Raw genomic sequence first — 15,125 nt, 5'->3', positions numbered from 1 at the left:
GGGGGGGCGGCCCCCCCCCCGGCCCCCCCCCCCCCCCCCCCCCCCCCCCCCCCCCCCCCCCCCCCCCCCCCCCCCCCCCCCCCCCCCCCCGGGGCCGGGGGGGGGGGGGGGGCCCGGGGGGGGGGGGGGGGCCGGGGCGGGGGGGGGGGGGGGGGGGGGGGGGGGGGGGGGGGGGGGGGGGCCCGCCGCCGGGGCCCCCCCCCCCCCCCCCCCCACGCCGCCGGCCACGACCGGCACGGCCAGCGCGAGCAGGCCCAGCAGCGAGTGGCCGGCTGCGGGAAGGGCGGCGACCAGCGGAAACGTGGGCGTGCGAACAGCAGCAGCCCCCAGCGGCGTCAGTTGACCGCCGAGCGCGAAGCCCGGCCCCAACGCATACGCCGCGGCCCAGATCGCGGCGTTCGGCAGCAGCGTCGCGCAGAGCAGCAGCAGCGCCAGCCGACCGGCGAGGTCCGGCGCGACCTGGGCGGCGACGGCACCGGCCGTGCCGAAGTGGACCAGCAGTGACACCGCCAGCACCAGCGCGCCGCCGCCCAGCAGGGCGGCACTGCCGCCCACTGCCGCGCGCGCCGCGACACCCGCACCACCAGCGACCCGCGCCCGAGCGGCGACCCGGGCCCAGACGGGGACGGTCGTCGGGCCGGGGACCGGCACCCACGCGGGCAGCCGAGGCCAGGAGCGCGTACCGGCTTCGGCTTCCGTCGGCAGCGCGCACCGGAGCCGCTCCCGAAGCCCCCACGAGCCCGCACCTCTGCGTACGCCCAGCGCAGCGACCGGCAGCGCCACCAGCGCCACCCACCCGAACGCCCGTAGCGGGGCGGCGCTGAGCGGCCCCGTCGCTGCCGCGGCCACGGCGCTCGCACCGACCAGCAGGTAGCCCACCCCCAGTCCGAGCAACGCGGCCGCCGGCGGCGAGCCCTCGCGTTCGGCTCCTGACTCACCCACCCGCACCCCGGCCCGGTACAGCGGCACCAGCACCAGCGCCGTGACCAGCAGCGGGGACACCCCGACGGGCGCATGCGCGCTCGGGCCACCCGTCGCAGCGGCCGCCTGGTCCAGCAGGGGACGCGACAGCTCCGCCCCGTGAGCCAGCAGCCAGACGCAGGCGGCGAGGTGGACCACGCTGCCAGGGCCGCCGGCGACGTACGGGGTGACGATCCACAGCAGGAACATCGGCAGCGCCACGCCCGCGAGACCCAGGCCGGCCGCAGCCGCGCCGCCGACCAGCCCGCCCCGGAGCGCCGGAACGTCCGTCCCCAGCAGCATCCTGCGGGCCAACCCCGAGGTCATCCGCCTGGCGGCGGCCGGTCGTAACCGCTCCATCAAGAACGCCATGCCCCACCATGCGCCGACGGACCACCCGTTACGCCCACCGACATGGCAGATGTCCCTCTTCGCCCGAAGAATTCAGATATGCGACTTATCGGGCAAGCGGATCATCCGCTGGCGTCCATCGGCTTCGACGCTCTGTACGGCGACGCCTACACCCGGCTGGTCCAGCAGACGTACCTGCTCGTCGGGCACCGGCATCGCGCGAGCCACTGCGTCCGGCGCGCGTTCCAGCTCGCCTGGACCAACTGGGCCGAGGTCTCCGCCGACCCGTCGCCCGAGGGCTGGGTGCGCACTGCGGCTTTCGACCTCGCACTCTCGCCGTGGCATCCGGGCGGGTTGCGCAGCCCTGACCGGATCCGCAGGCTGAGCGGGCTCAGGGGGACGGACCGTGAGCTGCTGCGGGCGGTGCTGCACCTGTCGCGCGCGCAGCGGCGCGCGCTCGTGCTGCATGACGCTCTGGGCCTCACCTGGCAGCAGACCGCCGCGGAGATCGAGTCCAGTACCCCCGGCGCCTACGGCAGGGTGGTCCGGGGGCGGCTCGCCCTGGCCCGGCTGGTACCCGAGGTCACCGGGCCGGACGCGCGGGCCCGGGGTTTCGGGCGGCATCTCGGCCCGTTGCTCCGGGGGGCGGCGGTGCGGGGCTGTCCCCAGGAAGGCCGCCATGTGGCGCCCCCGAGCCGGATCAAGCGCCGGGCGCGACTCCACGACCGGGGGGTGACCGGCGCCTTCGGACTGCTGACCGCGACGGTGGCCGTCAGCCTGCTCACCGGCCTGGCCTGGGGTACCCCCTGGCACCCCCCGGTCCCGGCCTTCCTCACCTACGGCCACCACCCGGCAGTCGATCTCCCCGCCACGGCGGCTCGCGCGGACGCCACCCCGGCGCCGGCACGGGTCAGCGCGGGCGCGGGGCCGGGGGCCGGAGCAGGCGCGGGAGCGGGCGGGGCCACGGGCACCGGCACGGCGGCGGCAGGAGCGGGCACGGGCGCGGCGGAGGCCAGCGCGAATGCGGGCACGGGCACCGGAGCGGGGGCTGGAGGGGGCACGGGCACGGCGAAGGTCAGTGCGGGCGTCGAGGCTCGTGGCGGCGCGGCGTCGATGTTTCCCGGGTTCGGTCCGTCCGCCGCGAACCGGTCACCCGCGCGGGCCGCGCGGTCGGACGTTGCGCCGACCGCCCCACTGTCGTCCGGCCTCTCCTCCTGGCTGGTGACGGCGAAGCCACCGAGCCGCTCCGCGCCCGGGCCCGGGCAGCGGCCCCCCGCCCACTCCCCGGGCTTCTGCCAGCTCCTCGCGCTCGCCTGCGCGCCCCCGCACTGACCGAACGCAGACCAACGGAGCCGAAACCGCCCCGCACCGAAGCAATCGGTACGGGGCGGTTTCCAGCTACTGCTACCTGCTACCTGCTACTTGGAGATGAGCTCGCGAGCGAGCCGCGCGGTCTCGGACGGGGTCTTGCCGACCTTCACGCCCGCCGCCTCCAGGGCCTCCTTCTTCGCCTGCGCGGTGCCGGAGGAACCCGACACGATCGCACCGGCGTGGCCCATGGTCTTGCCCTCGGGCGCGGTGAAGCCCGCGACGTAACCCACGACCGGCTTGGTGATGTGCTCGGCGATGTACGCCGCCGCACGCTCCTCCGCGTCGCCGCCGATCTCACCGATCATCACGATGAGGTCGGTGTCGGCGTCGTCCTGGAACGCCTGGAGGGCGTCGATGTGGGTGGTCCCGATGATCGGGTCGCCACCGATGCCCACGGCGGAGGAGAAGCCGATGTCACGCAGCTCGTACATCATCTGGTAGGTCAGCGTGCCGGACTTGGACACGAGACCGATGCGGCCGGGCTTGGTGATGTCGCCCGGGATGATGCCGGCGTTGGACTGGCCCGGCGTGATCAGACCGGGGCAGTTCGGGCCGATGATCCGGGTCTTGTGGCCCTTCTCGCCCGCGTACGCCCAGAACGACGCGGAGTCGTGCACCGCGATGCCCTCGGTGATCACGACGGCCAGGCCGATCTCGGCGTCGATCGCCTCGATGACCGCGGCCTTGGCGAAGGCCGGCGGCACGAAGATGACGGAGACGTCGGCACCGGTCTTCTCGATCGCCTCGGCGACCGAGCCGAACACCGGTACCTCGGTGCCGTCGAACTCGACACTGGTGCCGGCCTTGCGCGGGTTGACACCGCCGACGATGTTGGTGCCGTCAGCGAGCATGAGGCGGGTGTGCTTCATGCCGGTGGCACCGGTCATCCCCTGGACGATGACCTTGCTTTCCTTGGTGAGGAAGATAGCCATGGTTGTGGAGTCCTCGTCCCTTACTTCGCAGCCAGCTCGGCGGCCTTGTCGGCCGCTTCGTCCATGGTGTCCACGCGCTGAACGAGCGGGTGGTTGGCGTCAGACAGGATCTTGCGACCCAGCTCCGCGTTGTTGCCGTCCAGGCGGACGACCAGGGGCTTGTTGACGTCCTCGCCCTTGGACTTGAGCAGCTCCAGGGCCTGGACGATGCCGTTGGCGACCTCGTCGCAGGCGGTGATGCCGCCGAACACGTTGACGAACACGGACTTGACGTCCGGGTCGCCGAGGATGATCTCCAGGCCGTTCGCCATCACCTCGGCGGACGCGCCGCCGCCGATGTCGAGGAAGTTGGCGGGCTTCACGTTGCCGTGGTTCTCACCGGCGTACGCGACCACGTCGAGGGTGCTCATGACGAGACCCGCGCCGTTGCCGATGATGCCGACCTCGCCCTCGAGCTTGACGTAGTTCAGGCCCTTGGCCTTGGCCTTCGCCTCGAGGGGGTTGGCCGCAGCGTGGTCCACCAGCGCCTCGTGCTCGGGCTGCCGGAAGTCGGCGTTCTCATCCAGGGAGACCTTGCCGTCAAGCGCGACGATCTTGCCCTCGCCGGTCTTGACCAGCGGGTTCACCTCGACGAGCAGCGCGTCCTCGGCGATGAAGACCTTCCACAGGCTCTTCAGGACCTCGACGATCTGGTCCGAGACGTCGGCGGGGAACTTCGCCGCCTCGACGATCTCGCGGGCCTTGGCGTCGGTCACGCCCTCGTTGGCGTCCACCGGGATCTTGGCGAGCGCCTCGGGGTTCTCGACCGCGACGACCTCGATCTCCACGCCGCCCTCGACAGAGGCCATGGCGAGGAAGGTCCGGTTGGTCCGGTCGAGCAGGAAGGAGACGTAGTACTCCTCCTTGATGTCCGCCGTCTGGGCGAGCATCACCTTGTGGACCGTGTGGCCCTTGATGTCCATGCCCAGAATGGCCTCGGCCTTGGCGACGGCGTCCGCAGGGTCGGAGGCCAGCTTGACGCCGCCCGCCTTGCCGCGGCCACCGACCTTGACCTGCGCCTTGACGACCGCCCGGCCGCCCCATTCCTCAGCGATCGCACGCGCCTCTTCAGCGCTTTCGATGACTGCACCGCCCAGCACCGGTACACCGTGCTTGGCGAAGATGTCCCTCGCCTGGTATTCGAACAGGTCCACGCGCGTCCGTCCTTGTGATCGCGACTTCGGAAGTGGTCGGTCACGGGAGGGCCGGCCACTCCTATCTTCCCAGCGTGCCGCCCGAAAGGTCGCCGCTGTGGCCGTCGTGGCAGGCGGTACGCGGATCCGGAACGGATCTCGCGTCCAGCACCATCGCTACGGGGAGCACACGGCCTGGCGTCAGACGGGCAGGCATGTCCGTCTCGCAGGTTATCCCCGTACGACGTGCACGTTTCGCCCTGAGCCGGGCTGGGCCCGGTGATAACCGTCACAGCGGGCGTGTCGCAGTCGCCGCGCGCCCCTCCGGAGCCCCGGCTCGGTCCGCCGGCTCGCCGGCCGGAGCGCGGGGGCACTCCGGCCGACGGGCGGTTCCGACGCGGCGCGCCGGTCAGCGGTCGAACTCGCCGCGCTTTGCTCCGTCCAGGAAGCAGGCCCATTCGTGCGCGGTGTAGATGTGCGCGGGCTTGTCCCGGTCCTTGGAATCACGCAGGGCCACGGCCCCGTCGATGAGGAATGCCACCTCGACACAGCCGTTCGCCGCGTCGCTCGCGCTCGCCTTGAACCAGCGGGCCCGGGTGAGTTCCGTCTGCTCCACAGACTCACAACTCCTCTGCTGCCGTCAGGATGAATCGCCTGGAGTCGTCGCAGTCGAGAGCAGCCGCCACCAGGCGGCTGAACGCCCTGGCCGCCTCGCGGACATCGCGCGGCCGTTCCAGGTAGAGGTTCCCACCGGCGCCCTCGACATAGACGACATCGGAATCTGCATCGTTCGGAAACTCGATCAGAGTGAACATGCCGGAGAGTGATACATGTGCACCCTTGTCGAACGGCAGTACCTGAAACAGGACATTAGCCTGATGAGCCAGTTCCGCCATAGCCCTGAGCTGATCCGCCATCACTTCTCGGCCGCCGATCGGCCTGCGCAGCACCGCTTCGTCCACGACCGCCCACAGCCGGAGGGGCGAGGGCGCACGGACGAGCAGGAGCTGTCTGGTGGTGCGCAGCGCGACCAGTCGCTCCACCTGCTCAGCGGACGCATCCGGGTGCCCGGCCCGGAACAGCGCTCGAGCGTACGCCTCGGTCTGGAGCAGTCCCGGCACGACCGCCAGGGCATAACTGCGCAGCGCTGCCGCCTCCGCCTCGAGGCCGACGAATGTCTCGAACCCGGTCGGCAGCACGTCCTCGAAACCGGACCACCAGCCGTCGATCCGAGCCTCACGGTTCAGCTGGAGCAGGCGCTCCCGCGACTCCCCGTCGGCCACGCCGTACAGGTCGAGCATCGCGCGTACGTCCAGCTGGCGCGCCTTCATCTTGCCGGTCTCGATGCGACTGATCTTGGTGTCGGAGCAGTCGAGGTCGCAGGCCACATCGTCGATGGTCAGCCCCGCCGCCTGGCGTAAGCGGCGCAGCTCGACACCGAGCCTCCGGCGGCGGACCGTCGGGCTCTGGAGAGCGCTCATCCCTGCGCACCGTTCGTCTCGGGGGGAGCGCGCGACTCCCCTGCACATCCAGAAATCCCGCACCACGGCGGCGAATCCCACGGAGTAAGTTGCTTTTGTAACCTTACTCAGGGACCGTTTCATGAGTAACGGTGCACGCACAGACCGTAGCGACGTCGAGCGCGGACCGCTGGAGACCCAGCTTCGTACCACTGCTTCAAGAAGCGGATGCTCGATGCACAACGCACGCCATCGCGTTCAGAGCCGGGACGCCCGAAACACGGGAAGCGCCGAGGGCCCGGACGACCACGAACCTCCCCTCCCAGTGCCGCTCGCCTCCTCGACCGCAGCCCCGCTGACGACGACCGTACTGACGACGACCGCACCGGCTGCGGTCCCGCCGGGCATCGCCCAGCTGGGAACAGCTCGAAGCACCTGGCCTATGGATCGCCAGGCCGCGGCCACCTTCCCGGGCGTGCCGGAATCCGTCGCCACCGCGCGACGCTTCGTTCGGATCACCGCCGCGATGTGGCGGCTGCCGGGGGACACCCTCGCCGACGCCGAACTGTGCATGTCCGAACTCGTCTGCAACGCGGTCACGCACACCTGCAGCAGGCGGGTGCACTGCCGGCTGTGGAGCGCGCGAGGGGTGCTCTTCGTCGAGGTGGACGACGAGGACCGACGGGACCTGCCCCAGCTCGAACGCGCCGACGACGAGGACGAGCACGGGCGCGGGATGCTCCTGGTCGACACCTTCGCCACGGCGTGGGGCGCGGTGCCCCGGCCCGGATGCGGCGGAAAGACGGTGTGGGCGGCGCTGAACCTGCCCAGGTCCTGATCACACCGTCCCGCTCACACCTCGGGTATCGGCAGCGGCCGTTTCTGGATCGCGGCGGCCATCACATCCGGGAACAGGTCCGGCGTGCAGGCGAAGGCCGGCGCGCCAAGGGCTGCGAGCGCCGCTGCGTGCGACCGGTCGAAGGCGGGCGCGCCGTCGTCGGAGAGCGCGAGCAGGGCAATGAACTGGACGCCGGAGGCCTTCATCGCGGCGACGCGCTTCAGCATCCCGTCCTGGATGCCGCCTTCGTAGAGGTCGCTGATCAGGACGACGATGGTGTCGGCGGGCCGGGTGATCCGGGACTGGCAGTAGGCGAGCGCGCGGTTGATGTCCGTACCGCCGCCGAGCTGCACCCCGAAGAGCACGTCCACCGGGTCGGTCAGCTGCTCGGTGAGATCGACGACGGAGGTGTCGAAGACGACCAGCCGGGTGCTCAGCGAGTGCATGGAGGCCAGGACCGCCGCGAAGACCGAGGAGTGGACCACGGAGGCGGCCATGGAACCCGACTGGTCGATGCACAGGATGACGTCCTTCTTCACCGCGTGCTGCGCGCGGGCGTAGCCGATCAGGCGCTCCGGCACGACCGTGCCGTGCTCGCGCTGCCCCGAGGGCTCGATGTAGTTCTTCAGGTTAGCGCGGATGGTGCGGTTCCAGTCGATGTCGCGGTGCCGGGGCCGGTTGACCCGGGCACTGCGGTCCAGTGCCCCGCCGACGACCGAGCGGGTGCGGGTGGCGATCCGGCGCTCGAGGTCGGCGACGACCTTCCGGACCACGGCGCGGGCCGTCTCCCTGGTGGTCTCCGGCAGGGCCCGGCCGAGGGAGATCAGGGTTCCGACGAGGTGGACGTCCGGCTCGACGGCCTCCAGCATCTCCGGCTCCATCAGGAGCTGGGCCAGGCCGAGCCGCTCGATGGCATCCTGCTGCATCAGTTGGACGACGCTGGTGGGGAAGTACTCGCGGATGTCACCGAGCCAGCGCGCGACCTGGGGCGCGGAGCCCCCCAGGCCCGCGCTGCGCGGGCTGCTGCGGTCGGCGGCTCCGCCGGACTCGCCCCGGTAGAGCGCGGAGAGTGCCCGGTCCATCGCCGCATCCCGCCCGGCGAGGCGGCAGCCGGTGCCGTCGGCCTCACCGCCGAGGACGAGCCGCCAGCGTCGCAGGCGTTCGTCGGCTGCGTCAGTAGGTGTGCGGTCGGCTGTCACTGGTGATCCTCCGTCAGTCCGAGCAGGAGAGCTGCCGTGGCACGGGCCGCGCGGGCGCGTTCCGGGTCGAGGGCGGCGGCGAAGCCGGGGCGGTGGGCGACCTGTCCGGCGCCGGACGCACCGCCACCGCCACCTGTGCCACCGCCGTCGCTGCGTATGCGCTCGCCCACGGTCCGCCGCACGCCAGCCTCGAACCCGGAGAAGGTCCGGCGTAGCAGCGGAAGCACGTCGGGGAACACCGCCTCGGGCACGGAGGTGATCCACTCGTCGACCAGGCCGAGCAGCCGGCTGTCGTGGACGAGCAGCATCCCGCCGCCCGCCAGGAAGCCCTCGATCCAGCCGGCCGCCTCCGTGGGCGGGGTGGCGGCGGAGAGCGTGAGCGCCATCTGCCGCGCCGCCTCCTCCGCGTCCCACTGGTTGTCGTCCAGCAGCAGCCGGGCCGCCCGTCCGCGTAGCAGCCCGGGAACGGTGTCCCGCCGGGCCAGCGAGAGCAGCGCCGCCGACCAGCGCTCGCGCAGTGACGGACCGTCGGCCAACAGGGCTACGGCCGCGTGGGTCGCGCCCAGGTGCACGGCCATCGCGGTGGCACCCTCGGCGTCGAGGCTGTTGCAGGCGGGTGGCAGGCCGATGCAGATCCGCACGGCCAGGCCCTCGGCCAACCCGCGCAGCGCCGTGGCGTCGGTGCCGCGCACGTCGCCGTAGCGCAGCGAGCGGACGAGGGCGGGCAGCGCCTCGGCGAGATGGGCGACGTCGGCGTCCAGCGCGGCCCGGTCAGCCAACGCCTGGAGGACGGTGGGCAGGGCCTGCGGGAGGTCGGCCAGGAGGCAGGTCTCCGCCAGTGCGGTGACCTCGCCGAGGGAGCCGGCGTGGGCTGCCTGGTCGCGGGCGCGCGCGGTGGCCGCCGACTCGACGGTGGTGCCCCAGATTCCGGCTTCGGCGATGCTCACGGCGAGATCGGGCTCCCAGCGCAGCAGCCAACTCTCCCGGAAGGTGCCCGTGGAGGCGGTGCGGGACGTGGCGGCACGGCCCCAGTCAATGCCCAGCAGCGCGAGCCGGTGCAGCAGGCGGCTGCGCCCGGCGTCGGTGTCCTTGCGCAGGTCCAGGTCGAGTTCCCGTTCTCCGGGCTCCGGTTTGAGGCGCAGGGCTCGTTGCTGTCGGGTCAGGTCACGCTGGAGCGGCACGGCGGGGGCGTCGTCGGGCACCTCGCCGAGGGCGTCGCCGACGACCATGCGGTCGTGGACGAGGGCGAGCGGAACGTCCGAGCCCTCGCACATGACGGCCCGTACGGCGTCGGTGGTCTCAGCGAGCCCCGGCAGCGGTCGGCCCCGCATCGCCGCGAGGGTCTCGGCCAGCCGCACCGCCTCGATGACGTGCGCCGAGGAGACCGGGTGGTCCTCCGCCCGCAGCAGTGCGGCGACCTTGGTCATCCAGCGGACCAGGCTGCGGTCCGGGGCGGCGAAGAGGTGCTGGTACCAGCCCGGGGAGGCGATTCCGGCGCCGTATCCGGTGTATTGGGAGAGGCGGCGGTGGGTCCAGGGCACCCAGGTCAGTTCGACCTTGGCCTTGGGCAGCCCTCTCAGCAGGGCGTCGTCCTCGGCGACGGGATGCTTCGCGGCGAGAGCGGGCACGTGCCAGGCCCCGCAGACGACGGCGATCCGCTGGTGACCGGCGCGGCGCGCGGCCCGCAACTGCCGCCGCATGTACGCCTCGCGGCGGGCGTCGGAGTCCTTCGCGGGATCGTCACCCGGCGGGCGCAGCTCGGCCATGGCCTCGGCGATGAGGCGGAACGGGGCGAGGGCGTCCTCGGTGCCCCCGGGCAGCCGGTGCTCGACGGCGTCGTCCCACCACTGTTCGGGATCGTCGTGGCCTGCGGCGCGGGCGAGTTCGGCGATCGGATCCAGCGTGGGCGGCGCGGGCTCGTCGGGGTTCGCCGGCCCCTGCGCGAACGCGAAGGTGTGCGCGGCCGGCAGGTCGATGAAGCGCACCGGGACCCGGTTGTCCAGGGCGTGCCGCAGCGCGACCCACTCCGGCGAGAACGCGGCGAACGGCCAGAAGGCCGCCCGCGCCGGGTCGTCCACCACATGGGCGAGCAGGGCCACCGGCGGAACCATGTCCTTGTGCTCCGCGAATGCCAGCAACGAGTCCGCCTCCGGCGGCCCCTCGATCAGCACGACGTCGGGCCGGTACTGCTCCAGCGCGGCGGCGACCGCGCGGGCCGATCCCGGCCCGTGGTGGCGCACGCCCAGGAGGGCCACGCCTGCGGGTTGTTGCTGCGTCATCTCGTCACACTCCTGACAGTCCTGCGGAACAGCCGGAACAGCCGGAACAGCCGGAACAGTGCGAACGGCCGGAACAGAGCCGCTCAGCGCTGCGCCGCCTCACGGCAGCTGCGGTAGAAGTCCTTCCAGTCGTCACGTTCGCGCACCACGCTCTCCAAGTACTCCTGCCAGACCAGCCGGTCCGCGGCCGGATCGCGGACGACCGCACCGACCAGCCCGGAGGCGACGTCGGCCGGGCGCAGCACGCCGTCGCCGAAGTGGGCGGCGAGGGCCAGGCCGCTGGTGACCACCGAGATGGCCTCGGCGGTGGAGAGGCTGCCCGAGGGCGACTTGACCTTCGTCCGGCCGTCGGCGGTGACCCCGTCCCGCAGTTCGCGGAACACGGTGACGACGCGTCGGATCTCGGCCGAGCCGCTGGGGACCTCGGGAAGTTCCAGGGAACGCCCCAGTTCGCCGACGCGGCGGGAGACGATGTCCACCTCCTCCTCCAGCGTGGCGGGCAGCGGCAGCACCACCGTGTTGAAGCGGCGGCGCAGCGCGCTGGACAGTTCGTTGACGCCGCGGTCCCGGTCGTTGGCCGTCGCGATGAGGTTGAAGCCGCGGACCGCCTGGACCTCCTCGCCCAGCTCGGGTATCGGGAGGGTCTTCTCGGAGAGGATGGTGATCAGGGTGTCCTGGACGTCGGCCGGGATGCGGGTGAGCTCCTCGACCCGGGCGGTCCGGCCCTCGGCCATGGCCCGCATCACCGGGCTGGGCACGAGCGCGCCCCGGCTCGGGCCCTCGGCGAGCAGCCGGGCGTAGTTCCAGCCGTAGCGGATGGCCTCCTCCGGAGTACCCGCGGTGCCCTGGACGAGCAGTGTGGAGTCGCCGCTGACGGCGGCGGCGAGGTGCTCGGACACCCATGTCTTGGCGGTGCCCGGGACGCCGAGCAGGAGCAGCGCCCGGTCGGTGGCCAGAGTGGTGACGGCGACCTCGACGATGCGGCGCGGCCCGACGTACTTCGGGGTGATCACGGTGCCGTCGGACAGGGTGCCGCCCAGCAGATACGTCGCCACGGCCCAGGGTGAGAGCAGCCAGCGCGCGGGGCGCGGACGGTCGTCGGCGGCCGCGAGGGCGGTGAGTTCGCCCGCGTAGGTGGTCTCGGCGTGCGGCCGGAGCACCTCGGCTTCCGGGGTGGTGTCGGTGATGGCGGGCATGCGGGCTCCTCGATTCGTCGGGCGGGGAGGCTTCGGTGGCGCAGCTGCGGACCAGGGGAATCCAGTGGTGGCGCCACGTCAGAACCGAGTCCGTGAGCAGAAGTCGGCCACGCCACGCTCGTGGGCGCCGCCTGCACGACCTACTCTGCACCCGGCCACTGACAATCCGCACGGACCTCGTCCCACCTGCCGTTTCAGTCGCGGAGCCGGGCGCGGGGCCGGGCGCGGGGCCGAGCGCGGACCGGATTGTCGGTGCCTCGGTCTACGGTCGTCCCATGGAGGATCGCTGGACACCCGAACACGTTCTCTCGCTCGCCCCTGACGCCCCGTCACGGAAGGCGGCGACCAAACTCTCCACGCCCGCGCCCTGGTCGGCCACGGGCGCCGACAGCGTTTCCCTCTGGGGCGAGTGCAAGGGCAGCGGCAGCACGCCCTACCGCACAGTGGTCGACCTCACCGGACCTGCGTACCACTGCAGTTGCCCGAGCCGGAAGTTCCCCTGCAAGCACGCCCTCGCCCTGCTGCTGCGCTGGTCCGGCCGCGAGGAGGGGGAGGCGCCCATCCCGGACTGGGCCGGCGCCTGGCTGGAGGCCCGTAGCGCGAAGTCCGAGCAGAGGGCGGAGCGCGAGGCCGACGCCTCGCCGGCCGGGCCCGACGCGGCGGCGCTGCTCGCCGCCGAGCGGCGGCTCACCCGCCGCTCCGCCCGGGTCGCGGCAGGTGCGGCCGAGCTCGAGGCGCGCCTCGCCGACCAGGTACGGGCCGGCCTGGCCGACGCGCCGACGCAGGGCTACGGACCCTGGGGCGATGTCGCGGCCAGAATGGTCGACGCCCAGGCCCCCGGGCTCGCTTCGCGGGCCCGCGAGCTGGGCTCCGTCTCCGCCTCAGGGCCCGGCTGGCCGTCCCGGCTGCTGGAGGAGTACGGCCTGCTGCACCTCCTCGCCTCCGGCTACCGCCGCGTCGACAGCCTCCCCGAAGCCCTCGCGGCGACCGTACGGGCCCGCGTCGGCTTCACCGTGGACGCCGCCGACGTCCTGCGCGGCCCGCTCGTCCGGGACCGCTGGCTGGTCCTCGGCGGGCGCGAGAGCGTCGACGAGAAGCTGACCACCCGGCGGATCTGGCTGCGCGGCAGCGACAGCGGCCGTGATGCCCTGCTGCTCGGCTTCGGGCGTCCCGGCGTCGCCCCGGAGCTGTCCCTGCCCACCGGCCTGCTGCTGGACGCGGAACTCGCCTTCCACCCGGGCGCGCGCCCGCTCCGGGCCGTGCTGGGCACCCGCTTCGGCGCTCCCATGGCGCCACCCGAAGCCCAGGCGGTGCCACCGGGGCTGCGCCTCGACGCGGCGCTGGACGCCTACGGGCAGGCTCTGGGCGACGACCCCTGGCTCGAGTCCTGGCCCGTCGTGCTGCACCGGGTCGTCCCCACACCGACCGACCTCGGCTGGGAACTCGCCGATCTGGCCGGGCCGGAGCCGACGGCGATACCCGTGGACCGGCGCGGCACCTCGGACACCGGTCTGTGGCGTCTGGCCGCCGTCTCCGGCGGCCGCCCGCTGACCGTCTTCGGCGAGTGCGGCCACCGGGGCTTCACCCCCATCACCGCCTGGTACCAGGACGGCTCACGCATCTGCACGCTGGGAGTCCCCTCGTGACCCGCACTCAGAACCGCGACAGCGGCAGTACCACCTGGCCGGATCTCGTCACCACGGCCCTGCTGGGCACCGACCGGCGCCCCGTCCCCGCCGCCGAGGCGGCACAGCAACTGCTCGACCAGGCCGCGCTGCACGCCGTGGAACGGCGGGCCGGCCTGCGGCCCGGCTCTGCGACGGAGCCGATCGCGCTGGCCCCCGACGATCCCCGGCCTGCCCTGCCCGAGTCCGCCCGGCGCAGGCTCGCCATGCTGCTACCCGAGCGCGGCGGCTCCCGGGGTGACTCCTCAGGCAGCGGGTCCGCCGGCGGCTCCGGGAACTTGGCCAATATCAACGAGCTGCTGCCGCAGTACCTCGCCGCCGCCTGCGCGCGCGGCTACCGCGCACCCTCAGCCCTGGTCCCGCCGCTGCTCGACGCCGCCCGCGCCCGCAGCGAACTGCGGGGCGACGCCGTCGCCCTCGCCGGACCGCTCGGTCACTGGCTCGCCGAACGCAACCCGGACTGGCGCTACGTCCTGCGGACCCCGCTGCGCACCGACGCGGTCTCAGCCGACGAGCGGCTGTGGCAGGAAGGCCTGTTCGCCGAGCGGGTGACCCATCTCACCCGGCTGCGCCGCCGCGACCCGGCCGGTGCGCGCGAGCTGCTGTGCACCACCTGGGCAACGGAGCGGGCCGAGGACCGGCTGCTGTTCCTCGACGCACTCCAGGAGGGCCTCTCCCTGGACGACGAGCCGTTCCTGGAGTCGGCGCTGAGCGACCGTGCCAAGAACGTCCGGCTGACCGCCGCCGAGTTGCTCTCCACCCTGCCCGGCTCCGCCCTGGCCCTGCGCATGGCGGACCGCGCCCGCGCCGCCGTCAGCCTGACCACGACCGCCGACGGGCCGCGGCTGACGGTGCATCCGCCGACCAGCTGCGACGCGGCGGCACAGCGTGACGGGGTCGCTGCGTCGTCCCCCACCGGCCGGGCCGACCGTGCCTTCTGGCTGAGCGAGATACTCGCGGCGACACCGCTGAACGTCTGGGTGCGGGAGATCGGACCGCCCACGGAGGTGCTCGCCCTGCCCGTCTCCGACACCTGGGCGCAGGAACTGCGCGACGCCTGGTCCCGCGCCGCCGTCCGTCAGAACGACCGCGCGTGGGCGCGGGCCCTGCTGGCGTCGCGCCGCGGCGGCGGGGAGATGGCCGCGGGCAGCGCGGCGAAGCTGCTGGCGGTCCTGCCTCCGGAGGAAAGGGCCCGGTGGACGGCGGACTTCCTGGGCCGGTACGGCCTGGGCGACGCCTTCCAGCTGCTGGTCGCGTGCCCGGCCCCCTGGCCGGAGACGCTCGGCAGCGAGGTGCTGAGGGCGCTGGCCCGGGTCGCCGAGAAGGGGGGATACCCGTGGAGTCACAGCGGGGTGCTCGGCGTGGCCGAGCGGGCGCTCGCTCCGGACGCGGCAGCGGAGTTGGACGCCCTGGCCGACGGCGCGACGCCGGCCTGGGCCGAGATCTTCACCCGCCTCGCCGCGACGTTGCGCCTCCGCGCCACGATGCTCGCCGAGCTCGCACCCCCACCACCACCAACGGCGTAAGCGCCCGGGGAGCCACCCCGGACCCCCGGGACAGCCACCCCCAAAGCGACCCGCGCTAAAGCGCCGCCGCGCTGCGGAGGTTGCCCTCCACCCAGGCCACCACGTCACGCGTCGGCGTCCCGGGAGTACTCCATCCCCCGGGGAGCCACCCCCCGG

At 73.2% G+C, this 15,125-nt stretch carries 11 protein-coding genes and 1 pseudogene; 4 read left to right on the top strand and 8 right to left on the bottom strand.

The genetic code is table 11. The features are described from left to right. Positions 1–267 precede the first annotated feature (267 nt). Positions 268–1,170 (bottom strand): annotated as a pseudogene (locus ABIA33_RS36515) (DUF6350 family protein); the annotation flags it as partial. Between the two features lie 240 nt (positions 1,171–1,410). On the opposite strand from ABIA33_RS36515, the gene ABIA33_RS36510 reads away from it, so the two are divergent. Then, complete coding sequence (locus tag ABIA33_RS36510) at positions 1,411–2,643, top strand: sigma factor-like helix-turn-helix DNA-binding protein (protein ID WP_370088229.1); 1,233 nt, start codon at positions 1,411–1,413, stop codon at positions 2,641–2,643. 86 nt (positions 2,644–2,729) lie between these two features. Here the strand turns inward: ABIA33_RS36510 and sucD are convergent, their stop codons facing one another. The 4 genes from sucD to ABIA33_RS36490 form a co-directional block, all read right to left on the bottom strand. Then, positions 2,730–3,614, bottom strand: coding sequence for a succinate--CoA ligase subunit alpha (gene sucD / locus ABIA33_RS36505; RefSeq protein WP_370088227.1), 885 nt, complete (start codon positions 3,612–3,614; stop codon positions 2,730–2,732). 20 nt (positions 3,615–3,634) lie between these two features. Beyond that, a complete protein-coding gene (sucC, locus tag ABIA33_RS36500; protein WP_370088225.1) occupies positions 3,635–4,807 on the bottom strand; it encodes an ADP-forming succinate--CoA ligase subunit beta in 1,173 nt (390 codons plus the stop codon). 388 nt (positions 4,808–5,195) lie between these two features. Continuing rightward, positions 5,196–5,402 carry a DUF397 domain-containing protein gene (locus tag ABIA33_RS36495; RefSeq protein ID WP_370088223.1) on the bottom strand — a complete coding sequence of 69 codons (207 nt, stop codon included), beginning with the start codon at positions 5,400–5,402 and terminating at the stop codon, positions 5,196–5,198. 4 nt (positions 5,403–5,406) lie between these two features. Further along, the gene (locus ABIA33_RS36490) at positions 5,407–6,348 is read right to left on the bottom strand and encodes a helix-turn-helix domain-containing protein (RefSeq protein ID WP_370088221.1); all 942 of its coding nucleotides are present in this window, start codon (positions 6,346–6,348) and stop codon (positions 5,407–5,409) included. A gap of 340 nt (positions 6,349–6,688) precedes the next feature. On the opposite strand from ABIA33_RS36490, the gene ABIA33_RS36485 reads away from it, so the two are divergent. Then, positions 6,689–7,084: an ATP-binding protein gene (locus ABIA33_RS36485; RefSeq protein WP_370088219.1), complete on the top strand. Its 396-nt coding sequence runs from the start codon at positions 6,689–6,691 to the stop codon at positions 7,082–7,084. A 14-nt stretch (positions 7,085–7,098) separates the two neighbouring features. Here the strand turns inward: ABIA33_RS36485 and ABIA33_RS36480 are convergent, their stop codons facing one another. The 3 genes from ABIA33_RS36480 to ABIA33_RS36470 form a co-directional block, all read right to left on the bottom strand. Continuing rightward, entirely contained in the window at positions 7,099–8,283 is a 1,185-nt protein-coding gene (locus ABIA33_RS36480) for a VWA domain-containing protein (RefSeq protein WP_370088217.1), read from the bottom strand. After that, positions 8,280–10,562: a DUF5682 family protein gene (locus tag ABIA33_RS36475; protein ID WP_370088215.1), complete on the bottom strand. Its 2,283-nt coding sequence runs from the start codon at positions 10,560–10,562 to the stop codon at positions 8,280–8,282. Before ABIA33_RS36475 ends, ABIA33_RS36480 begins: the two co-directional genes overlap by 4 nt. A gap of 83 nt (positions 10,563–10,645) precedes the next feature. Continuing rightward, positions 10,646–11,758, bottom strand: a complete 1,113-nt coding sequence (locus ABIA33_RS36470) for an AAA family ATPase (RefSeq protein WP_370088213.1) — start codon at positions 11,756–11,758, stop codon at positions 10,646–10,648. A 275-nt stretch (positions 11,759–12,033) separates the two neighbouring features. Between ABIA33_RS36470 and ABIA33_RS36465 the strand changes: the two genes are divergently transcribed. Both ABIA33_RS36465 and ABIA33_RS36460 read left to right on the top strand, forming a co-directional pair. Beyond that, entirely contained in the window at positions 12,034–13,404 is a 1,371-nt protein-coding gene (locus tag ABIA33_RS36465; RefSeq protein WP_370088211.1) for an SWIM zinc finger domain-containing protein, read from the top strand. After that, positions 13,401–14,969: a DUF5691 domain-containing protein gene (locus tag ABIA33_RS36460; RefSeq protein ID WP_370088209.1), complete on the top strand. Its 1,569-nt coding sequence runs from the start codon at positions 13,401–13,403 to the stop codon at positions 14,967–14,969. The genes ABIA33_RS36465 and ABIA33_RS36460 overlap by 4 nt, the downstream gene beginning before the upstream one ends. The last annotated feature ends 156 nt before the right edge of the window (positions 14,970–15,125 follow it).

This window comes from Streptacidiphilus sp. MAP12-16, from assembly GCF_041262165.1.
Taxonomy (GTDB): domain Bacteria; phylum Actinomycetota; class Actinomycetes; order Streptomycetales; family Streptomycetaceae; genus Streptacidiphilus.
Note: the sequence above shows the minus strand (reverse complement) of the source record. Positions and strands in the feature narration are given on the sequence as shown.